Origin of the sequence: Nocardioides szechwanensis, assembly GCF_900103935.1 — a bacterium.
GTDB classification, from domain to species: domain Bacteria; phylum Actinomycetota; class Actinomycetes; order Propionibacteriales; family Nocardioidaceae; genus Nocardioides; species Nocardioides szechwanensis.
In genome coordinates this window covers 662,536-681,767 of sequence record NZ_FNIC01000002.1, presented here as the reverse complement: position 1 = coordinate 681,767, position 19,232 = coordinate 662,536, and the positions used below count along the sequence as shown (strand labels likewise).

General features: G+C 71.6%; 23 protein-coding genes. 8 read left to right on the top strand and 15 right to left on the bottom strand.

Annotation, left to right across the window (positions count from 1 at the left end; all coding sequences use genetic code 11):
• A partial coding sequence (locus BLR90_RS08525) for a transposase (protein WP_143016158.1) occupies positions 1-335 on the top strand: 335 nt, incomplete at its 5' end.
• 11 nt (positions 336-346) lie between these two features.
• Here BLR90_RS08525 and prfB read toward each other — a convergent pair.
• Positions 347-1,465, bottom strand: a complete 1,119-nt coding sequence (gene prfB, locus BLR90_RS08520; protein WP_091024449.1) for a peptide chain release factor 2 — start codon at positions 1,463-1,465, stop codon at positions 347-349.
• 113 nt (positions 1,466-1,578) lie between these two features.
• Between prfB and BLR90_RS08515 the strand changes: the two genes are divergently transcribed.
• The gene (locus BLR90_RS08515; protein WP_091024447.1) at positions 1,579-4,149 is read left to right on the top strand and encodes an InlB B-repeat-containing protein; all 2,571 of its coding nucleotides are present in this window, start codon (positions 1,579-1,581) and stop codon (positions 4,147-4,149) included.
• Positions 4,150-4,161: 12 nt separating this feature from the next.
• Here BLR90_RS08515 and BLR90_RS08510 read toward each other — a convergent pair whose 3' ends face one another.
• A complete protein-coding gene (locus tag BLR90_RS08510; RefSeq protein ID WP_170254332.1) occupies positions 4,162-4,608 on the bottom strand; it encodes a CAP domain-containing protein in 447 nt (148 codons plus the stop codon).
• A gap of 123 nt (positions 4,609-4,731) precedes the next feature.
• Here BLR90_RS08510 and BLR90_RS21635 point away from each other — a divergent pair, with 123 nt between their 5' ends.
• On the top strand, positions 4,732-4,863 hold the full coding sequence (locus tag BLR90_RS21635; RefSeq protein WP_281245381.1) for a hypothetical protein: 132 nt from the start codon (positions 4,732-4,734) through the stop codon (positions 4,861-4,863).
• Here the strand turns inward: BLR90_RS21635 and BLR90_RS08505 are convergent.
• The 9 genes from BLR90_RS08505 to BLR90_RS08465 all read right to left on the bottom strand — a co-directional run bounded on the left by BLR90_RS08505 (position 4,860) and on the right by BLR90_RS08465 (position 10,999).
• Entirely contained in the window at positions 4,860-5,192 is a 333-nt protein-coding gene (locus BLR90_RS08505) for a hypothetical protein (protein ID WP_091024443.1), read from the bottom strand. The two genes, BLR90_RS21635 and BLR90_RS08505, sit on opposite strands and share 4 nt — an antisense overlap.
• Positions 5,193-5,341: 149 nt before the next feature.
• Complete coding sequence (locus tag BLR90_RS08500) at positions 5,342-5,791, bottom strand: TadE/TadG family type IV pilus assembly protein (RefSeq protein ID WP_091024442.1); 450 nt, start codon at positions 5,789-5,791, stop codon at positions 5,342-5,344.
• Positions 5,788-6,225, bottom strand: a complete 438-nt coding sequence (locus BLR90_RS08495; RefSeq protein ID WP_091024440.1) for a hypothetical protein — start codon at positions 6,223-6,225, stop codon at positions 5,788-5,790. Before BLR90_RS08495 ends, BLR90_RS08500 begins: the two co-directional genes overlap by 4 nt.
• A complete protein-coding gene (locus BLR90_RS08490) occupies positions 6,222-6,614 on the bottom strand; it encodes a TadE/TadG family type IV pilus assembly protein (RefSeq protein ID WP_245715213.1) in 393 nt (130 codons plus the stop codon). The genes BLR90_RS08495 and BLR90_RS08490 overlap by 4 nt, the downstream gene beginning before the upstream one ends.
• Positions 6,614-6,808 (bottom strand): hypothetical protein, encoded by a 195-nt coding sequence (locus tag BLR90_RS08485; RefSeq protein ID WP_091024438.1) that lies wholly within the window; start codon positions 6,806-6,808, stop codon positions 6,614-6,616. The genes BLR90_RS08490 and BLR90_RS08485 overlap by 1 nt, the downstream gene beginning before the upstream one ends.
• Before the next feature lie 20 nt (positions 6,809-6,828).
• Entirely contained in the window at positions 6,829-7,770 is a 942-nt protein-coding gene (locus tag BLR90_RS08480) for a type II secretion system F family protein (protein ID WP_091024429.1), read from the bottom strand.
• Complete coding sequence (locus BLR90_RS08475) at positions 7,767-8,621, bottom strand: type II secretion system F family protein (RefSeq protein WP_091024427.1); 855 nt, start codon at positions 8,619-8,621, stop codon at positions 7,767-7,769. Before BLR90_RS08475 ends, BLR90_RS08480 begins: the two co-directional genes overlap by 4 nt.
• On the bottom strand, positions 8,621-9,889 hold the full coding sequence (locus tag BLR90_RS08470; RefSeq protein ID WP_091024425.1) for a TadA family conjugal transfer-associated ATPase: 1,269 nt from the start codon (positions 9,887-9,889) through the stop codon (positions 8,621-8,623). Before BLR90_RS08470 ends, BLR90_RS08475 begins: the two co-directional genes overlap by 1 nt.
• 126 nt (positions 9,890-10,015) lie before the next feature.
• The gene (locus BLR90_RS08465) at positions 10,016-10,999 is read right to left on the bottom strand and encodes an SGNH hydrolase domain-containing protein (protein ID WP_143016157.1); all 984 of its coding nucleotides are present in this window, start codon (positions 10,997-10,999) and stop codon (positions 10,016-10,018) included.
• A 189-nt stretch (positions 11,000-11,188) separates the two neighbouring features.
• On the opposite strand from BLR90_RS08465, the gene BLR90_RS08460 reads away from it, so the two are divergent.
• Together BLR90_RS08460 and BLR90_RS08455 are read left to right on the top strand one after the other, a co-directional pair.
• Positions 11,189-12,307, top strand: coding sequence for a sensor histidine kinase (locus tag BLR90_RS08460; protein WP_143016156.1), 1,119 nt, complete (start codon positions 11,189-11,191; stop codon positions 12,305-12,307).
• Between the two features lie 114 nt (positions 12,308-12,421).
• A complete protein-coding gene (locus BLR90_RS08455; RefSeq protein WP_091024419.1) occupies positions 12,422-13,453 on the top strand; it encodes a cobalamin B12-binding domain-containing protein in 1,032 nt (343 codons plus the stop codon).
• 4 nt (positions 13,454-13,457) lie between these two features.
• Here BLR90_RS08455 and BLR90_RS08450 read toward each other — a convergent pair whose 3' ends face one another.
• Together BLR90_RS08450 and BLR90_RS08445 are read right to left on the bottom strand one after the other, a co-directional pair.
• Complete coding sequence (locus BLR90_RS08450; protein ID WP_091024417.1) at positions 13,458-14,093, bottom strand: DUF2238 domain-containing protein; 636 nt, start codon at positions 14,091-14,093, stop codon at positions 13,458-13,460.
• Between the two features lie 28 nt (positions 14,094-14,121).
• Positions 14,122-14,568, bottom strand: a complete 447-nt coding sequence (locus tag BLR90_RS08445) for a nuclear transport factor 2 family protein (RefSeq protein WP_091024415.1) — start codon at positions 14,566-14,568, stop codon at positions 14,122-14,124.
• Positions 14,569-14,706: 138 nt separating this feature from the next.
• Between BLR90_RS08445 and BLR90_RS08440 the strand changes: the two genes are divergently transcribed.
• Genes BLR90_RS08440 through BLR90_RS08430 form a run of 3 tightly spaced genes read left to right on the top strand, consistent with a single transcriptional unit; the run spans position 14,707 to position 17,344 of the window.
• Positions 14,707-15,753 (top strand): ice-binding family protein, encoded by a 1,047-nt coding sequence (locus BLR90_RS08440; protein WP_218029417.1) that lies wholly within the window; start codon positions 14,707-14,709, stop codon positions 15,751-15,753.
• A 3-nt stretch (positions 15,754-15,756) separates the two neighbouring features.
• Positions 15,757-16,425, top strand: coding sequence for a class F sortase (locus BLR90_RS08435; protein ID WP_091024413.1), 669 nt, complete (start codon positions 15,757-15,759; stop codon positions 16,423-16,425).
• 10 nt (positions 16,426-16,435) lie between these two features.
• Complete coding sequence (locus tag BLR90_RS08430; RefSeq protein WP_091024411.1) at positions 16,436-17,344, top strand: alpha/beta fold hydrolase; 909 nt, start codon at positions 16,436-16,438, stop codon at positions 17,342-17,344.
• Here BLR90_RS08430 and BLR90_RS08425 read toward each other — a convergent pair whose 3' ends face one another.
• A complete protein-coding gene (locus tag BLR90_RS08425) occupies positions 17,345-18,541 on the bottom strand; it encodes a sensor histidine kinase (RefSeq protein WP_091024409.1) in 1,197 nt (398 codons plus the stop codon).
• The gene (locus BLR90_RS08420; RefSeq protein WP_091024407.1) at positions 18,534-19,226 is read right to left on the bottom strand and encodes a response regulator transcription factor; all 693 of its coding nucleotides are present in this window, start codon (positions 19,224-19,226) and stop codon (positions 18,534-18,536) included. Before BLR90_RS08420 ends, BLR90_RS08425 begins: the two co-directional genes overlap by 8 nt.
• Positions 19,227-19,232 lie beyond the last annotated feature (6 nt).

Sequence of the window (19,232 nt, the reverse complement as noted above, 5' to 3'; positions counted from 1 at the left end):
GACTGGGGCCAGGGCGCCCGCGCACCCGCCCGGTTGCGGTGCTCGGCGACAAGGCCTACTCCTCCCGCGCGATCCGCACTGAACTGCGATCACGACGAGTCCGAGCGGTTATCCCGCAGCCCTCGGACCAGATCGCCCACCGCAAGCGTCGCGGATCGGCCGGCGGCCGACCGCCAGCATTCGACGCCGCGACCTACAAAGGGCGCAACGTGATCGAGCGATCCTTCAACGACCACAAGCAGTGGCGCGGTCTGGCTACCCGCTACGACAAACTCGCCGTGGTCTACCGCGGAGGCGTAGTCCTACGCGCCATCACCATCTGGCTTCGCGAATAGGGAGACACGCCCTAGTTGTCGTCGGCCTTGTCGGCGCCGCGGCGCCAGCGGATGCCGGCCTCGAGGAAGCCGTCGAGGTCGCCGTCGAACACCGAGCTGGGGTTGCCGACCTCGTAGCCGGTGCGCAGGTCCTTGACGATCTGGTACGGGTTGAGCACGTAGTTGCGCATCTGGTCGCCCCACGAGGCCTGCACGTCTCCGCGCAGCCCGTCGAGGTGCGCCTTCTCCTCGGCCTTCTTGAGCGCGAGCAGCTTGGCCTTGAGCACCACCATGGCGCTGGCCTTGTTCTGGAGCTGGCTCTTCTCGTTCTGGCAGGAGACGACCGTGCCGGTCGGGATGTGCGTCAGCCGGACCGCGGAGTCGGTGGTGTTGACCGACTGGCCGCCGGGACCGCCGGAGCGGTAGACGTCGACGCGGATCTCCTCGTCGGGCACGTCGATCTCGTCGGTCTGCTCCAGCACCGGGACGACCTCGACAGCCGCGAAGCTGGTCTGGCGCCGGCCCTGGTTGTCGAACGGGCTGATGCGGACCAGCCGGTGGGTGCCGGCCTCGACCGAGAGGGTGCCGTAGGCGTAGGGCGCGTGGATGGCGAAGGTGGCGGACTTGAGGCCGGCCTCCTCGGCGTACGACGTCTCGTAGACCTCGACGCTGTAGTTGTGCTGCTCGGCCCAGCGGACGTACATCCGCATCAGCATCTCGGCGAAGTCGGCGGCGTCGACGCCACCGGCGCCGGCGCGGATGCTCACCAGCGCCTCCCGGGCGTCGTACTCGCCGTTGAGGAGCGTGCGCACCTCGAGCACCTCGACGGCCTTCTTGATCCGGCCCAGCTCGCGCTCGGCGTCGGCGAGCGACGCCGCGTCGCCCTCCTCGGTGCCGAGCTCGACCATGATCTCGAGGTCCTCGATCCGGCCGGTGAGGCTGTCGAAGCGGTCGACCTCGCCCTGGAGCGCGGAGAGCCGGCCGGTCACCCGGGTCGCGTTGGCCTGGTCGTCCCACAGGTCCGGAGCCGCGACCTGCTCGCCCAGGTCGGCGATCTCGGTGCGCATCGCGCCGATGTCGAGCACCTGCTCGATGGTGTACATCGTCGCCTGGAGAGTCTTGATCTCGGAGTCGTAGTCGGGGCCTGCCACAAGGAGCAAGGTTACGGACTGCTCCACTCCAGGACCATTCCGCGGTCCGGGCCGCACCGCAAAGTCTCGCCGAAACCGCCTCGGCCGGACGCTGACTCTGCTCTACTCCGAAGATGCCGGTCAGCCACCTGCCCACGCTTCGCGCTCTGGGCCGGGCGGCGGTGCTCGGGCTCGCCACCACCCTCGCGACGCTGTCGCTCGCGCCCTCCGGGGCGTACGCCGCGGGCGACGCCTCCGTCGCCGACTACACCGAGCTCGGCGCGGCGACGTCCGGCTGCGCGGGCACGCCGGTGTCACCGAGCGTCATCATCGTCACCGCCGACATCTCCGACGTCGGCGGCATCGTCGTGGACTGCCCGGTCGTGCTCGACCTCGCAAGCTTCGACGTGGAGCTGGCCACCATCCAGGTGCTCACTGGCGGCGCGCTCACCGTCAGGTCCACCGGCGGCACCGGAACCCTGACCGTCGACGCCTCGGCAGGGTCCACCGCCGGCCTCGACAACTCCGACGGGACCGACATCACGATCCAGTCGGGCACGGTCGACGCGACCGGTGGCCTGGAGGCCGCCGGCATCGGCGGCAGCGGGGCCGCGCAGATCGGCGACATCACCATCAGCGGGGGCGACGTCACCGCGTACGGCGGCGACGCCGCGGCCGGGATCGGAGCCGGCCTCGACGGTGACACCGCCGACATCATGATGAGCGGCGGGACCGTCTGGGCTGCCGGAGGCAGCGGCGGTGCCGGCATCGGGGGCGGCGCGACCAGCGACCCGTTCGCCGACGCGGTGGAGTCCACCGTCGTCATCTCGGGCGGCACGGTCGACGCGCGTGGCGGATTCTTCGGGGCCGGCGTCGGCGCCGGGGCCGGTCCGAGCAGCGCCGACGTCCGCGTCGAGGGCGGCACGGTCACCGCTGAGGGTGGTGTCCTGGCAGCCGGGATCGGCAGCAGCATCCTCGGCACCGACCTGGCGGTCGCGGTCGCCGGCGGCACGGTCAACACAGGTGGTGGCCCCGGCGGTCCCGGCATCGGTTCCGGCGCCGAGACCACCGGGACCACCGACATCGAGATCAGCGCCGGCGACGTCACCGCGACCGGAGGCGACGAGGGCCCCGGCATCGGGACCACCGCGACCTCCGCCCTGCCCGTGCCGACCTCCACGGTCGACGTGTCGGGTGGCACCGTGACCGCGACCGGCGGGATCGAGAGCGCCGGCATCGGCGGCGGCCCCGACCAGCGCGGCTCCGCCGTCACCATCTCCGGCGGAACCGTCACGGCCATGGCGGACGTCGACGGCACTGCGGTGGGCGCCGGGTTCGGGTGCGGCTGCGGCGGCAGCGCGGACTTCGGCACGCTGCGCGTCACCGGCGGCACGCTGCGCCTCCCCGCCGGGCCGATGGACGTCCCCGACACCGACCCGGGCGCCGAGGTCACGGTCGGACCCGACGGCCTCATCGACGGCTCGGCCGACCCGGTCCCGACGTACGCCGACGTGACGGGCGACGGCCAGGTCGTCAACAACGGCCGGATCCTGCTGCCGGCGGCCAGCCTCACCAGCGACGCCGTGGCGGTCAGCAACCACCACTACCTGGTCACGTTCGACACCGACGGCGGCTCCGCCGCCCCCGGCCCGGTCACCGTGTTCGCCGATACGTTCACCCGTGGCGGCCGCGCGTTCCCGCCCGACCCCACCAAGGCGGGCTTCGTCTTCGGCGGCTGGTTCACCGCGCCCAACGGCGGCGGGACGTCGGTCACGGCGACCAGCACGCTGCCGGGCAGCAGCGACGGCTCCGGCCCGCTCCCCCTCGAGCTCCACGCCCACTGGGCGCTGCCGACGATCTCGGGGTTCGACGCCACCATCGCCGGCGCTCCGCAGGTAGGCCAGTCCCTCACCGCGGTGACCAGCCTCGACGGCGACGCCACGGTCGACCTCGCCTTCCAGTGGCAGCGCTCGACCGACGTCGGCGACTTCACGAACATCCCGGGCGCGACAGCACGCACGCTGGTCCCGACCACGCAGCACGTGGGCCGGCGGATCCGGCTGGTCACGGTCGCCTCCCGTGCGGGCTACCAGCCCAACACCGAGCTCGTCGTCACCGACACCGTCGTCGCCCCGGGCACCGGGCTGCCCGCGCCACAGCCCACGATCACCGGGACGGCCAACGTGGGTCGCACGCTCACCGCCGCACATGGTGACCCCGGCGAGAGCACCGTCGGCTACCAGTGGCAGCGCATCGGCGCCGACGGCATCGCCACCGACATCCCGGGCGCCACGGCCGCGACGTACGCCGTCGGGGTCGAGGACGCCGAGGCACTCCTCCGAGTGGTCGTGACCTACACCGCCGAGGGCTACGAGCCGGCCACCGGCAGCGCCGCCAGCGACCGGGTCGTCCCCGGCGCACTGGCACTGCTCTCCCCCCGCATCGCGGGCACCGCGCGGGTCGGCAAGCGGCTCACCGCCCAGATCTTCGTCTCCGGAGCCTTCCCGGGCCCGGTGGCGGGACTGGTGCTCCGCTACCGGTGGACCGCCAACGACAAGGTGCTGGGCGCCACCGGCACGACACTGCGGGTACCCCACAGTGCGCTCGGCAAGCGGATCCGGGTCCGGATCACCGCCACCGCACCCGGCCACACGACCAGCAGCATCCGGGTGGCGGCATCGCGGCTGGTACGGCCCGCTCGCTGAACGGGCGCCGGGTCACCTCCGGCCGAACACCTGGGCGGCGTACCAGACGCCGCTGTCGCTCTTGCGAGCACCGGCACCGAGGAGCCGGAACTCACGGTCGAGGATGTTGACGAGGTGGCTGGGCGAGTGCAGCCAGCCCTCGAAGACCACGGCCAGGCCTGTGGGGAAGCCGTAGGCGACGTTCTCGCCGGCCTTGGTCAGGCCGCACTCGCGCAGCACGGGCCCCAGCCTCTGGTGGAAGATGCGCTCCTGGTTGGCCATCCGCTGGGCCTGGCGCACGGCGAAGCGCTTGACGCAGGCGTTGCCCTGGAGCTTGGGCCGGTCATGGTTGATGCGCACGGTGTTGGTCGCGCTCATGATCTGGCTCGCGTAGACCTGCGTGGGGGTGGCCGCCACGGCAGGAGTGGCGACGAGCAAGAGGATCGCCGCGGCGAGAAGGGCGATGAGGCGAACCAGCATGAACCTGAACTTATGCGCGGACGTACCGAGCGTCATAGGTACTTTCGTCCTGTTCTCCCCACCCACATGACACTTTAGGGTGTAGTCACCGCATAGTCACTAATGACCATCGAGGAGGCGTTCATGCGTCGTGCAGCGACCACCGGGGCACTGGCCCTCACCCTGGCCTTCGGCGTCGCGGGACCCGCGGCCGCGAGCACCTACGAGCACCACGACCCCGCCAAGGACGTCGTCCTGACCGGCGCCTTGGCTTAGGCGACGGGCGCCTGCTGCCGCCCTGCGTAGGCAGCGTTGAGCGCCTGCGTGCCCTTCCGGAACTGGGCGTTCGAGCCGAAGAACGGCCACCCCGTGAAGAGGAAGCACACGATCGGCGACACGGTGACCGGCGACCCGGCCTGCCGCAACGCGCCGTTCATCCGCTCGGCCAGCCCGTAGTTGGCGAACGCCAGGAAGAACCACGCGAACATGAAGCCCGCGCCCCCCTGCCCCAGGCGTTGGTTGGACTCGGCGATCCAACGGGCCCGCGAGATGCCGATCGTGAACAGGTTGACGATCCAGCTCGGCGGAGTCTCAAGATGCAACATGTCGTGCAGGCTAGAGCGATGGGATCGCCGCCGTGCGGGAATGACGGGATCGCTAGACCAGCGGCTCACCGCTCGGGCCCCGGCCGCTCCAGGACGTCATACGTCCCGAGGAGTCGCATCCACGATCCGTATGACGTCCTGCGCAGCGTTCACTCGGGCGCGACGACGGCCGACCCGGAGGCACCGACGACAGGGTGTTCGGGTGAACCCGGCACGGTCAGCGGGAGGTCGACCGGCGCGCGGAGCTCGACGGTGATCCGGGTGTCGTCGACGCGGACGTCGTAGGAGAGCCCGGGGTACTTGCGGTAGGCGCCGACGTCGCGCAGGTAGTCGCGTACGGCGATGCGGGCCTGGGCCTCGGTCAGCTCCAGACGTTCATCGGGTACGCCGCCCTGGTAGACGTCGCGGCCGGTCGCGCCGAGGTCGGCGCCGTGGAGGGCGGCGCCGTCGGCGAGCGTGTCGAGGCTCTGGCGCTGGAGGTAGGCGGCGGAGGCGTCGACGACCATCGCGATCGTCATCGCGAGGAAGGCCGCGAAGCCGATGATGAGCACGGCCGAGGAGCCGCGCTCGTCGCGAGTGCGAGTGCGGGGGCGGTTCACTCGACCTCCTGGTACTGCCCGATCGGCACCGTGTGCGTCGCGTCGAGCGCGAAGCTCGGCTTGTCGCCACCGAGTACCTCCGGCATCAGCGGCAGGTCGACCCGCGAGGAGATGTGCACGGTGATCACCGCTCCCCCGCTGTGGCAGCTGGTGCCGGCCGACGCGCAGGTCACGGTCACCGTCAACGGCGCCCCGGACAGCCCCTGGTCGGCGAGCGCCTGCCGCGCGGCCTGCTCGGCGCGGGCCTTGCCGACCGCGTCGGTGGGCGCCAGGGCGTAGGCACGCCCGGCCGCCCGGGCTGCGGCGCTCGTCGCGAACGCGCCCTTCTGCACCTCGAAGACCGACAGCACGATCCACAGCAGCGGGACCAGCAGCAGGATGCCGAGCCAGACCACCTCGACGACCGCGCTGCCGTCGTCGTCACGGCGCCTCACGGCTGCTCCTCGACCGCGTGCCCGGTCACCGACAGCTCGACGGCCGGCCCGCCGATGCCCAGGGCGGGGACCCGCGCGTGGATCGTGACCTCGATCGTCGGCGCCCCGTCGACCAGGACGCGGCGGACGGTGACGTCCTCGGCGTACCTTCCGGCGATGGCCTGGTCGATCTGCTCGCGCGTGAGCGCGACCCCGTCCCCGGGCCCGCGGTCGGACGTCGCGGCCAGCCGAGCGCCCTCGGACGCCGCGGCGGCCAGGGTGTTGCGCACCAGCATCACCAGCGCGACCTGGAGCATGCCGAGGAACAGCGGCACCAGCACCACCAGCACGAGGACGAAGTCGACGACGGCGGCACCGCGCTGCGACCGGGCCCGCAGCCTGGCGAGCACTACTTCACCGAGTTGAGGGCGTCCCTCAGCATCCCGGTCAGCGACTCGCTGGCGACGGACCAGATGGCCATCACGATGCCGGCCGACATCACCGTCACGAGGACCCAGCCGGGCACGTCACCGCGTTCGTCGCGCGACCGGGGTGCGGTCAACACGAGGTAGAAGCGGGTCATCATCATTGCGATGTTCTCCATGACAGAACCTTTCCGAGAGGTCAGGGAGTGGTCAGGTCGAGGCCCACGACTCCGGGCCAGAATGCGAAGAGAATGGTCACGGGCAGCACCAGGAAGACGACCGGGACCATCATGAAGATCTCGCGGCGCGCCGCCACCTCGATCAGCTCGCGGCGGCCGGCCTCGCGTACGTCGGCGGCCTGGGCGTGCAGCACCTCCGCGAGCGGGGTGCCGCGCTCGACCGCGACCGCGATGCCCTGGGCGAAGCGCGACACCAGCGAGAGCCCGCTGGCCGCGGCCAGCTGGTCGAAGGCCGACGACACCGGCTCACCGGTGCGCACCGCGGCCAGCACCTTGGCGAGGTCGCTCGACAGCTCACCGCCGCTGCGTCGTACGACGCGGTCGAGCGCGGCGACCGGGCTCTCCCCCGCGGCGACGGCGAGCGCGAGCAGCTCGGCGACCGTCGGGAACTCCGCCAGGATGCGGCGCTCGCGGCTCGTGGCCTGGCCGCTCAGGCGGTTGTCGCGGGCGATCACCCCGACCGCGAACCCGACCGCGCACAGCACCACCAGCCCGAGCACGCCGCCGGGATCGGTCAGCGTCTTGAGCAGGCCGTAGGCGGCGACCACCCCGAGCCCCGCGAGACCCCACATCACCTGCTCGATCCGGAACTCGTGCACGCTCTTGTCGATCGCGGCGCGCTCGAGGCGGCGGCGTACGGACGCGGCTCCGCCGAGCACCCGCTCGAGCGAGTCGGCCACCGAGCGCAGCACCGGGCCGAAGACCCCGGCGGCGGCGGACGTCGGCGAGCTGGAGACGACGCGGAGCGCGGGGGTGCGGCCGACCTGCGGCAGGTCGCGGACGTAGGGCAGCACCCGGGTCGAGAGCTGCGGGCGGCCGATGACTCGCCACCGCACGCCGACGAGTACGACGCCCGCGCCGGCGAGCGCCCCGAGGACCGCACCCCACAGCGTCAGTGTCACGACAGGATCCGCCTCTCCACGGGGAGGCGGCCGATCCGCATCATCAGCCGGTAGGCGACCAGGCAGAGCGCGGCGCCGAGCGCGAGGACGAACGCGCCGGCCAGCGAGGCGTAGCGGCGGATCACCTCGGACTGGAACGACATCATGAGCAGCACCAGCCACGGAGCAGCGACGGCCAGGCGCGCACCGTTGACGGTCCACGCCTGGCGGGACTCGAGCTCGGAGCGCGTGCGCGCGTCGTCGCGCAGGTAGCCCGACAGGTTGCGCAGCAGCCGCCCGAGCTCGCCGCCACCCACCTCGCGGGCGATCCGCAGGCCCTCGATGACGCGGTCGCCGACCGGATCGGCGAGGCGGACCTTGAGCCGGTCGAGGCACTCCCCGAAGCGACCGGTCACCTGGTAGTCCAGGGCGAACGCGTCGAACGCGTCGCGCAGCGGCTCGGGACCCCGGACCGCCAGGCCCGCCAGGGCATCGGGCAGCGACATCCCGGCGCGAACAGCAGAGGCGAGGTTGTCGACCGCCTCCGGCCACACCTCCGCGAACTCGCGCTGTCGCCGCCGGGCACGTCCGGCCACCACGGCGACCGGGAGGTAGGCACCGAGGGCCCCGAACGCGACCGCCACCGGCGCCGTCCGTGACGCCACCTGGATCACCACCGCACACACGGCCCCCGAGACCAGGCACAGCAACGCGAAGCCGGTCGGCGAGACCTCCCCCAGCCCGGCGCGCGCCAGCAGCTGCGCGCCGCGGCCGTCGGCCCGCGCCGCACGACGCGGCGTACGCGGCAGGAAGAACGCCGACCAGATGAGCATCAGCCCGATGCCGACGCCCAGACCGACCAGCGCGCCCATCAGTGGTCCTCGGTCAGGATCCGGTGGACGTCGATCCCGGCGCGCACGAACAGCTCCGCCCGCGGCGGCATCCCGTTGGCGCGGCGCAGGTCGCCACCCTCGCGGCGCTCGAAGATCGACTCCGTCTCGATCACGCCGTTCTCCACCCGCCCCGGCACGCCGACGACCTCGTTGACCCGGCGTACGCCGTGCTGGTCGATGCCGAGGTGGACGACGAGGTCGACGGACGCCGCCACGGTGGGTACGACGAAGCCGGCCGAGATGTTCTCGCCGGCGAGCAGCGGCAGCGTGCACATCTTGACCAGCGCCTCCCGCGCGCTGTTGGCGTGGAGCGTGCACATGCCCGGAAGCCCGGCGTTGAGCGCCAGCAGCAGGTCGAGGCACTCCTCCGCGCGGACCTCGCCGACGATGATCCGGCTCGGCCGCATTCGCAGGCTCTCCTTGACCAGGTCGCGAAGCCGGATCTCGCCCGTGCCCTCGAGCCCGGACTGCCGGGTCTGGAGCGGCACCCAGTCGGGATGTGGGAACCGGAGCTCCCAGACCTCCTCGGCCGACACCACCCGGTCGCCGCCGGGGATCGCCGCGGCGAGGCAGTTGAGCATGGTGGTCTTGCCGGCCTGTGTGCCGCCGGCGACCAGGATGTTGAGGCCGGCGCGCACCGCGGCCTCGAGGAACGCGGCCGCGCGCGGAGTCAGGCTGCCGAGCTCGACCAGGTCGGTGACCCGGGAGGCGCGCAGCACGAACTTGCGGATGTTGACCGCGGAGAAGCCGCGGCTGATCCCCTCGAGCACGACGTGGAGCCGGTGGCCTTCGGGCAGCATCGCGTCGACGAACGGGCGACTGATGTCGATGCGGCGCCCGCTCGACTTGAGCATCCGTTCGACCAGCTCGTTGACCTGGGCCTGGCTCAGCATCAGGTTGGTCAGCTCGTGGCGCCCGTGGCGTGCGACGAAGACCCGGCTCGGGTCGTTGATCCAGATCTCCTCGACCGCTGGGTCGTCGAGGAACGGCTGGAGCGGCCCGAAGCCCGACACCCGCGCGACCAGCTCACCGACCATCGACCCGACGTCGGGCACCGGAACCACGGCCCCGGTCAGCGACCGCTCGTCATGGTCGCGCACCACGCTCTCCGCGATCCGGCGTACGACGACCGCGTCGCGCTGTGGGTCGACGCCCTCGCCGCGGACGAGCGCGCGCACGCGCTCGTCGAGCTGGTCGACCAGCTCGCGATGCTGGTCCGGAAGTGGATCAGCCTGCACCATCGCCATGGCGTCTCCCGAGAAGAAGTTGCTGGCAGTTGATGTGAAGGTACGACTGTCGGCGCCGTCGCGCCAGAGGCTCCGCGCAATCTGTGGATGGTGTGGCGGGTGAGACGCGGAAGGTTCCGCGTCAGGTCAGCGCTTCAGGTCCCGGACGATGCCGCGGAAGGCGGACGTGGTGCTCCGCGAGAAGGTGGCGCTCAGGTGGATCCCGTCGTACCAGGTGTAGACGTCGTCGCGCAGCCCGTAGCAGAACGCCGAGTCACAGATCCGGGGCTTGAGGTTGATCAGCCGCGGCCGTCCGGCCAGGGCCTCCATCTGGGTCTCGACGTACTCCCGTGTGGTGCTCTCGTCGGGCAGGGCCTGGCCGCGCGGGATCGGGCACGCGTAGGGGATCTCGCCCTGGAGGCACGGGAACACCTCGTCGGGCACGGTGGGCACGGGTCCGAGTACGTCGGCGTTGACCCCCATCCGCCCGAGGGTGCGGAACATCCGAGGGACGCCCGGCCGGAACTCCCGGGACTGCTCGAAGATGTAGGCCTCGTCCGCCCCGGGCTCCTCGCCCGCGTCGATCTTCTCCAGGGTGCTGAGGTACCAGTGCCAGTAGGCGCCTAGGAGGACAGTGAGCGGACGGCCGTTCTTGTGCAGGCGGGTCACGAACTCCAGCGCCTGGCGGTTGATGACCGAGCACGTGTCCTGCTGCTTGGCGATGCGGACCATCGGCGGGCATGCGCCCGCGATGAAGAGCACGAGGTTGACGTTCTGGCCGCGCACGGCCGCTCGCACGGCGGGGATGTGGTGGTAGGCGTGGGAGTCGCCCCAGAGCATCACCGTCGGGCGGGTGCGGACGAACCGGGTGACGTAGCAGGGGGCTGGCTTGCTGATGTGCTGCTCGGAGTCGGGGCGGCACCGGGCCGGCAGGGTCGGCCGGTCCTGCGTGGGGTCTGCTACACGGGCAGCCACGATGCTCGAGGCGGCCGTGCCCGCACTGCCGACCGCGGTCGTCGGCAGCAGGACGGTGACCAGCGCGACGGCCGCGAGACAGGCGCCGAGGAGGGCACCGGGACCGCAGCGCACGGGGCTTACCCAGACGCGGCGCGGCGTGCCTCGAGAGCTCACGAGTGATGCCTTTCGGACGGTGGCGTCCCGCGATGACGCGGACGACGGGATCTTGTCATCTGTTCGGTCAGGATGAGGTCGTCCCGCCTACATGTGGCCACGTCTGACACGCGCTGACGACATGGACGCCGAGTGACAGCCGGGGGGGGAGTTGGGCAAGGCGCATACTGCGATATGCAGGAGATTCGGGTGACCGGGCCCGGGCCGATCGAGACCATGACCCCATTCGACGGGTTCCTCGCGGGAACCGACTCCGTGGCGGCTGTGACGGTGCAACGCGACGGCACGATCGTGGGCGCCAACCCCGCCTTCCATCGCACGGTGGGGTCGACTGACTCCCTTCCCGGGGTCGTCGTACCTGCTCAGGCTGCCATCGTGACCGGCCTGCTGGCCGCCGCCGGGGCGAGCTGGCAGTCCGTCCAGGCGGGGCTCGTACGCCGAAGCGGAGACGTGGTCGACTGCAAGTTCTGGGCACTGCTCCACGGCGAGCACGTCCTTGTCCTGGCGGAGCCGCTGCGCGCTCCGGCGGAGAAGCTGAACGCGCTTCTTCTCGAGCTCAACGACGAGCTGCTCGCAGCCCGCCGCTCGCTCAGCGCGAAGAACCGTCGCCTTCGCGAGCTCGACGAGCTCAAGAGCATGTTCCTGGCGTCAGCAGCGCATGACCTCAAGACGCCCTTGACCTCGATCCTCGGCTATGCCGAGCTGCTGGGCGAGGAGGAGCTTCCGGCTGAGGCGCAGCGCATGGCACTGACCATCGAGAACGGTGCGCAACGGGTGCTGAGCATGATCAACGACCTGCTCGCTGCGGCCACGATCATGACCGGCGAGCTGCGACTCGAACCAAGCGACACCGACCTGGTGACCGTGGCCCGAGATGCCGTGCATGGCCTCCTGCCCGCGGCCCGGGCCGGGCACGCGACGATCACACTGAGCGGAGCCGAGTCCGCACCGGCACTTGTCGATGAGCGTCGCGTACGACAGATCCTCGACAACCTGCTCTCGAACGCCGTCAAGTACTCCCCCGGCGGCGGGCGGGTGAACGTCGACTGCGAGGTACGAGGACCGACGATCGCGATCACCGTCACCGACACCGGCATCGGGATTCCCGCGGCAGAGCAGCAGCACCTCTTCGACCGGTACTTCCGCGCCTCGACAGCCGTCGACCACGGGATCGAAGGCACCGGACTCGGACTGGCCAACGCACGCGCCTTCGCCGAAGCACACGGGGGCGACCTCACGTGCGTCAGCGAGCCCGGGTCCGGCTCCACGTTCTCCCTGGTTCTCCCCCACGGACTGGCGCGCACATGACGGCCTACGTCTCGGTCTCCCACGACCGGATCTCTCCCGAGTTGCGTGAGGGCATCAAGCGCGAGCGGCTCAAGAGCATGACCAGCTACGACGTAGTGGCCGAGTGAGACTCACGTGAAGGCCGAGCTCGCCGCCGAGATCGGCCGCGCCCGTGACGACGCCGCCGCCGCCGCAGTCACCCATACTTTCCTGTCTCGTCATCCCGACTGGATCGAGCGCTACGGCGACCGGGCGCAGGCGCGCGGCGTTCAGGACGCCCGGCACCACATCGACTTCCTGCAGGCATCGGTCGAGCTGGACGACCCCACCACCTTCCGGGACTACGCGCTCTGGTGTCGCGACCTGCTCCAGTCGCACGGGATCAGCGGGGTGTTCCTCGCTGAAAACCTAGAGACGATCCGCGACCACCTGACGGGTCGGCTGACGCCACCAGCAGCTGAGGCAGTTCGTCTCGCCATAAGCGCGGCCCTCGAGTCCCTCGCCGCCGACGAGAGCTCACCTTGGGGTGAAGACAACCCGCTGTCGCCCGCCTGCCTGCTGTACGTCGCTGCGGCCATCAGCGGTCGCCGCGAGCAGGCTCTCGCCATCGTGCGGGGTGCGCTCAGCGACGCTGAGTCCCCGGTAGACGTCTACGTCGAGGTCTTCGAGAGTGCGCTCTACGAGGTGGGGCGGCGCTGGCAGACCACCGGGCTCACCATCGCCGAGGAGCACATGGCGACGGCCACGACCCAGTTCATCCTCAGCGTGCTCCAGGAGGAGCTCCCCCGGACGAGAGGTCGGAGGGGGACGGCTGTGGTTACCGGCGTGGTCGACGAGAACCACGTCGTCGGCGCGAGCATCGTCGCGAACGTGTTGGATGCGGATGGGTGGGACGTGCGCTTCATCGGCACGAACCTGCCTCATGACGCGATCGTCTCGGCGATCGAACAGCACAGGGCAACACTGCTTGCCATCTCGGTGACGATGAGCGGCTGTGCCGCGCGCGCCCACGACCTGATCGCCCTCGTCCGCGAAAGCAGCGTCGACCCGCCCCGCATCATCGTCGGTGGAGCCGCCTTCCGGCGCGACCCGCAACTGTGGCGTGTCGTCGGCGCCGACGGTTTCGCGCCCGACGCGCACGCTGTCGCCGAGATCGCCCGCGGCTGACCCCTCAGCGCGTGACGGCGAGCTGCGGCGCGGTCTCGCGCAGCCGGCCCTGCTGCCACATCGCGTGTACGACGAGCGCGGCGAGAACAGTGCCGGTGGAGCCGAGAGCGAGGTCGCCGAGGGTGTCGTCGTAGGCGCCGGCGCGCTCCGACGACTTGCTGACGAAGGCGAAGTACTCCGCGATCTCCCAGGCGAGTGCGGCGGTGACGCCGAAGGCGAGGCCGCGCTCGATGGTGCGGCCGAGGCTGGCGCGGTGGTGCAGGGTCAGCAGGATGAAGGCAGCGGCGAGCAGGCCGGTGTTGACGAGGTGCATCCAGTCGTCGAACCACCAGATGGCGTCGTAGAGGTCCATCCGGTTGCCGAGGGTGTCGCTGAAGCAGGTGATGGTGACCAGCAGGTCGGCCACCCACGGGAACGAGGCCCGCTCGCGCCAGAAGGCGTACCAGATGGCCGGCACCGTGAAGGCCAAAACCGAGTAGCCGATCGTGCGCGCGTTGGCGCCCTTGCCCTCGAGGTTGCCGAGCTCGGGGTTCATCGTCGCCATCGCCAGCAGCAGCAACAGGCCGCTCTTGGCGAAGAGGTCGAGGCCGCGCACCACGCTGGGCGTGGGGTGGCGTACGGCGAGCTGGGCGTCGGTCACCGGCCGAACTGTACGGCGCGGCAGACGCTCAGAAGAGCAGGTGCTGGCTGAGGTCACCGACCTGGTCGACGAACATGGTGCGCGACGCGAACCACCAGCGGCCCTCGAGCCGCTGGAACGTGTCGTGGTAGCGGCCGGTGATGATCAGCTGGAGCGGCAGCTCAGGGGTGGCCTGGGCGACGGCGAAGTAGGACCGGCAGGTGCCGGTGCCCGCCTCCTCGTCGACCTCGACCCGGACGTTGGTGGTGATGTGGTGGGTCTTCGGGGTGCCGTCGTCGTCGTAGCGACGCGTGGACATCTCGTACAGCCGCAGCGCGCCGGCACGGCCCTCGAAGACCGTCTCCGGCGGGCCGTTCTCCTGGCCGTGGATCCGCGCGTGGGTGAAGAGGTCGGCCACGCCCTCGAAGTCGCCGGCGTCGATCCGCTCGGCGTAGTCGTAGAGCAGGTTCTCGATCTGACGGGCGCTGTCGGCCATCCCGGCAGCCTAGGGTGCGCGAGTACTGCCGCTTCGGAGGGTCACGTCTGGGGTACCGTGGAACGACTCACGCATGTGCACCCACCCCCTAGGGCGCATTGACCACCCCCTTGCGGAGCCCGCAGAAAGCAGCCACGTATGTCCCCCCATACTCCCTTCTCCGCGCCTGCTCCCGGGCCGCGCGGCCCCCGCCGCCTCGTCTCCTCGCTCAGCGTGGCCGCCGGCGCCCTCCTGGTGGTCGGCGTCGCGATGAGCGGCGCTTCCCCGGCGTACGCCGCCGACCCGATCCTGCTCGGCACGGCCGAGTCCTTCGCGGTGCTGGCCGGAAGCGAGGTGACCAACACCGGCGCGTCGGTGGTCTCCGGCGACCTCGGCGTCAGCCCCGGAACCGCCGTCTCCGGCTTCCCGCCGGGCCAGGTCAACAACGGCACCCAGCACGTCGCCGACGCCGTCGCCCTGCAGGCCCAGAACGACCTGACCACCGCCTACCTCCAGGCCGCCAACTCGCCCACCGACACGGACCTGACCGGCACCGACCTCGGCGGTCTGACCCTGATCCCCGGCGTCTACGAGGACACCTCGAGCATGCAGCTCACCGGCACGGTCACACTCGACGCCCAGGGCGACCCCAGTGCCGTGTTCATCTTCAAGGCCGGGTCGTCGCTGACCACCGCGTCGGGCTCGAGCGTCAACCTGATCAACGGCGCCTCGCCGTGCAACGTCTTCTGGCAGGTCACCAGCTCGGCGACCCTGGGCACCGGCACCGACTTCGTGGGCACCGTCATGGCCCTCACCTCGGCCACGCTCGACACCGGCGCGGACGTCGTAGGCCGGATCCTGGCCCGCAACGCCGCGGTCACGCTCGACACCAACGTGATCACCTCCCCCGGCTGCGCCGCCCCGACGCCCACCCCCACCGCGACGGCGACCCCGACCAGCACCCCCTCGAGCACCCCGACGAGCACGCCGACCTCGACCGACTCGCCGACCGGCCCGGGCACCGAAAGCAGTACGCCGGGCGGCGGCACCGGGACCCCGGTCGTCCCGGTCGGCAACCCCGACACCGGTCTGAAGCCCGCCTCTGACGGACGCGGGCCCGTGGTGCTCTACGTGCTCGCCGGTCTCGCGGCCCTGGGCGCCCTGGTCGCGGTCACCGTCTCGGCCCGCACCACCCGCACGCACTGACCCATGCGACACCCCGTAACACCGCGCCAGAGGCGCTGGGCCGCGCTCGCGGCCGTGCTCCTCGGTGCGGCGGCGGTGCTCGTCATGCTCGCGGTGCAGCAGTCCGCCCCGACGGAGGACCGGGCCGCGCCCGCTCCGGTCGCGCCCGGCTCGGTCCCACCGTCGACGGCGTCGGCCGCGCCGACCCCTCCGTCCGCCAACACAACACCGGCCGGGCCACCGGCCCGCCCCGAGCACCTCTCCATCCCTTCCATCGGCGTCGCCACCGACCTGATCCGTCTCGGCCTCAACAAGGACCGGACCGTCGAGGTGCCCGAGAACCCGGCGCGCGCCGGCTGGTTCGACCAGGGGCCGGTCCCCGGCCAGCTGGGCTCCTCGGTCGTGCTCGGGCACGTGGACTCGGTCGACGGGCCCGCGGTGTTCCACGACCTCGCCCAGCTCGAGCCCGGCAGCACGGTCGAGGTCAGCCTGGTCGGAGGGTCGGTCGCCACGTTCCGTGTCGACCGGGTGGCGACCTACGCCAACGAGGACTTCCCCGCCCAGGAGGTGTACGCCGGCGACCCCGCCCGCCGCGCACTCAACCTGGTCACCTGCGGCGGCGAGTACGACGCGGCGCGCGGCGGCTGGCAGTCCAACGTGGTCGTCTTCACCACCCTCGTCAGCACTGCGTGAGAATGCGCGCATGAGCGTGCTGCCCCGGATCCTCGACCTGCCCCTCCCCCACGTCCGGCTGTCCGCGCTCGCCTGGGGTCCCGACGACGGCCCCCTGGTCGTCGCCCTCCACGGCTTCCCCGACACGGCCTGGACCTGGCGCCACCTCGGCCCGCACCTCGCGGAGTGCGGCTTCCGGGTCGTCGCGCCGTTCACGCGCGGCTACGGGCCCTCCGACGTGCCGGCCGACGGCTGCTTCCAGGTCGGGGCGCTGATGGCCGACGCGGCCGCCGCGCACGAGGTGCTGGGCGGCGACGAGCGGGCGGTCCTGGTCGGCCACGACTGGGGCGCGATCACCGCCAACGGGCTCGGTGCCCACGAGCGCAACCCCTACCGCGCGGTCGTCACCCTCGCCGTGCCGCCGTTCCCGGCCATGGCCGGCGTCACCCCGGGCGTCGGTGAGTGGGCACGGATGATCCCGCGTCAGGTGCGCCTGTCCTGGTACACGATGTTCAACCAGCTCCCGGTCCTGCCCGAGCGCAACCTGGAGCGGCTCGTGCGCCACCTCTGGCGCGCGTGGTCGCCCGGCTACGACGCCGCCGAGGACCTCGACCACGTGCTCGCCTCGCTGGCCACCCCCGAGCAGCGCTCGGCTGCGGTCGGCTACTACCGCGCGGTGGCGCGCCCGTGGGCCGTCCCGGCGGGGTATGCCGACTGGCACCGCACCTGGACCGCGATGCCCACGGTGCCCACGCTCAACCTGCACGGGGCCGACGACGGCTGCCTCCAGGCGGGCTTCGCCCGGCGGGCCGCCCCCCGGATGCCTGCGCACGGGGAGCTCGTGGTGGTCCCGGACGCGGGCCACTTCCTCCAGCTCGAGCAGCCGGCGGAGGTCAACCGCCTGGTGACCGCGTTCCTCGAGGGGCAGACCCAGCGCTGATCAGCGGCGCGGGAGCAGCGCCACGAGGTCGGTGGCACCTTGAGGGCCGGGCAGCGACTGGAGACGGCCGCCCAGGGCCTCGACCACGGAGCGCGCCTCCTCGACCAGGTCGTCACTCTCGGGCGACGACGTGCGGTGGCCGCGAACGGTCACCCGCAGGTGGCCCCGGGCGTCGCCCTCGAAGATCAGCCGCGCGTCGCCCTGCCCGTGGCGTACGGCGTCGCGCAGCAGCAGATCGAGGATCTGCTCGATCGGCCCCGGTGTGAACGTGAGCTCGATGTCACCCTCGACCGCCGCCGTCAGACCCCGGCCGTGCTCGCCGAGCTCGTCGGCCCAGTGCTGGGCGCTGCTGGTGGCCAGCTCGCGCAGCGGGATCTGCGCCCCGCCGATCAGGCCCCGGCGGGACAGGTCGACGAGGTCACCGGCGACCTCGTTGACCTCGTCGACCGCGGCCATGCAGCTGACCGCGGCGGCCCTGGTCGCGTCGGGAAGGTCGTCGTCGAGGGTCATCTCCTCGAGCTGGAGGCGCAGCCCGGTCAGCGGCGTGCGCAGCACGTGGGAGGCGTGCATCGCGAACTCCTGCTCGCGCTCGAGCCGGCTGCGCAGGGCCACGGCGCTCGCACCCAGTGCCTCGGAGATCGCCCGCGCCTCGGGCACCCGGGTGCGGGGCAGGTCGAGGTCGAACCGGCCGCGGCCCAGCGCACTGGCGGCGACGGCGAGGCGCTGGAAGGGCGCCGACATCGACCAGGCGATGAGGTAGCCGAGCACCGCCGCGGCCACCGCGATCAGGGCCAGCAGGATCAGGGCAGCGGAGGTGTCGTCGCGCCACAGCCCGCGGATCACGCCGCCGGACTGCCGGATCGTGAGCGACCCGTCCTCGAGTACGACGGTCGAGGAGATGCCGTCGTCGGACTCGCGGTAGTCGGGGCCGTCGACGACCACCGCCTCACCGCCCTCCGGCACGAACGCCACCTGGGTGTCGGAGCCGGCGTAGTCGGCGAGGAAGTCCTCGTCGACGCGCTGGTCCTGCCGGATCCGCTGGTCGACGACGGTCGCGAGCGTCAGGGCCTCACGGAAGATGTGCTCGCCCTCCCGCTCGCGCAGCAGCCCCTCGAGCGTCACCGTACGCACCACTCCACCCGCGGCCGTGAGCAACAAGGTGACGAGGACGAACGCGAGGGTGAGTCGCTTACGCATCGGGAGTGTTGCCCTCGAGGCGGAAACCCACGCCTCGAACAGCGACCACTCGCTCCGAAACCCCGACGCTCTCGAGCTTCTGTCGCAGTCGCCCGATCGTCACGTCGAGGGTCTTGGTCGAGCCGTACCAGTTCTCGTCCCACACGTCGGCCATCAGCCGACCGCGCGACACCACCTTGTCGCGGTGAGCCGCGAGGATGTTGAGGACGTCGAACTCCTTGCCGGTCAACGGCACCTCGTCGTCACCGGCGTAGACCCGCCGCGCGGCGACGTCGATGCGCAGGGCACCCTCGTCGGCGCCCTCACCGCTGGCTCCACCGGTCGTGCGCCGGATCAGGGCGCGCACCCGGGCCTGCAGCTCGGCGAGGCCGAACGGCTTGGCGAGGTAGTCGTCGGCGCCGTAGTCGAGGCCCACGACCCGATCGAGCTCGCCCGCCCGGGCGGTGACGATCATGATCGCGCCGTCGTAGCCGGCGCCACGTGCCTTGCGGCAGACCTCCAGGCCGTCCATGTCAGGAAGACCGAGATCCAGGATCACGACGTCCGCCGAGCGGGAGTCCAGCTCGTCGAGCGCCTTTTGTCCGCTGTCGACCCACAGGACGTCGTACCCCTCGCGCTCCAAGGTGCGCACCAGAGGGATCGCGATGTCCTCCTCGTCTTCGACGACAAGAACTCTGTGGGCCACAGTCCA

What these genes read in the sequence shown, in the direction of transcription:
- BLR90_RS08475 (WP_091024427.1), bottom strand. Translation starts at nt 8,621, where the DNA reads ATGGGCGCGCTGGTCGGTCTGGGCGTCGGCATCGGGCTGATGCTCATC.
- BLR90_RS08430 (WP_091024411.1), top strand. Translation starts at nt 16,436, where the DNA reads ATGAGCGTGCTGCCCCGGATCCTCGACCTGCCCCTCCCCCACGTCCGG.
- BLR90_RS08515 (WP_091024447.1), top strand. Translation starts at nt 1,579, where the DNA reads ATGCCGGTCAGCCACCTGCCCACGCTTCGCGCTCTGGGCCGGGCGGCG.
- BLR90_RS08445 (WP_091024415.1), bottom strand. Translation starts at nt 14,568, where the DNA reads ATGGCCGACAGCGCCCGTCAGATCGAGAACCTGCTCTACGACTACGCC.
- BLR90_RS21635 (WP_281245381.1), top strand. Translation starts at nt 4,732, where the DNA reads ATGCGTCGTGCAGCGACCACCGGGGCACTGGCCCTCACCCTGGCCTTC.
- BLR90_RS08485 (WP_091024438.1), bottom strand. Translation starts at nt 6,808, where the DNA reads ATGGAGAACATCGCAATGATGATGACCCGCTTCTACCTCGTGTTGACC.
- BLR90_RS08510 (WP_170254332.1), bottom strand. Translation starts at nt 4,608, where the DNA reads ATGCTGGTTCGCCTCATCGCCCTTCTCGCCGCGGCGATCCTCTTGCTC.
- BLR90_RS08505 (WP_091024443.1), bottom strand. Translation starts at nt 5,192, where the DNA reads ATGTTGCATCTTGAGACTCCGCCGAGCTGGATCGTCAACCTGTTCACG.
- BLR90_RS08435 (WP_091024413.1), top strand. Translation starts at nt 15,757, where the DNA reads ATGCGACACCCCGTAACACCGCGCCAGAGGCGCTGGGCCGCGCTCGCG.
- BLR90_RS08440 (WP_218029417.1), top strand. Translation starts at nt 14,707, where the DNA reads ATGTCCCCCCATACTCCCTTCTCCGCGCCTGCTCCCGGGCCGCGCGGC.
- BLR90_RS08425 (WP_091024409.1), bottom strand. Translation starts at nt 18,541, where the DNA reads ATGCGTAAGCGACTCACCCTCGCGTTCGTCCTCGTCACCTTGTTGCTC.
- BLR90_RS08470 (WP_091024425.1), bottom strand. Translation starts at nt 9,889, where the DNA reads ATGGCGATGGTGCAGGCTGATCCACTTCCGGACCAGCATCGCGAGCTG.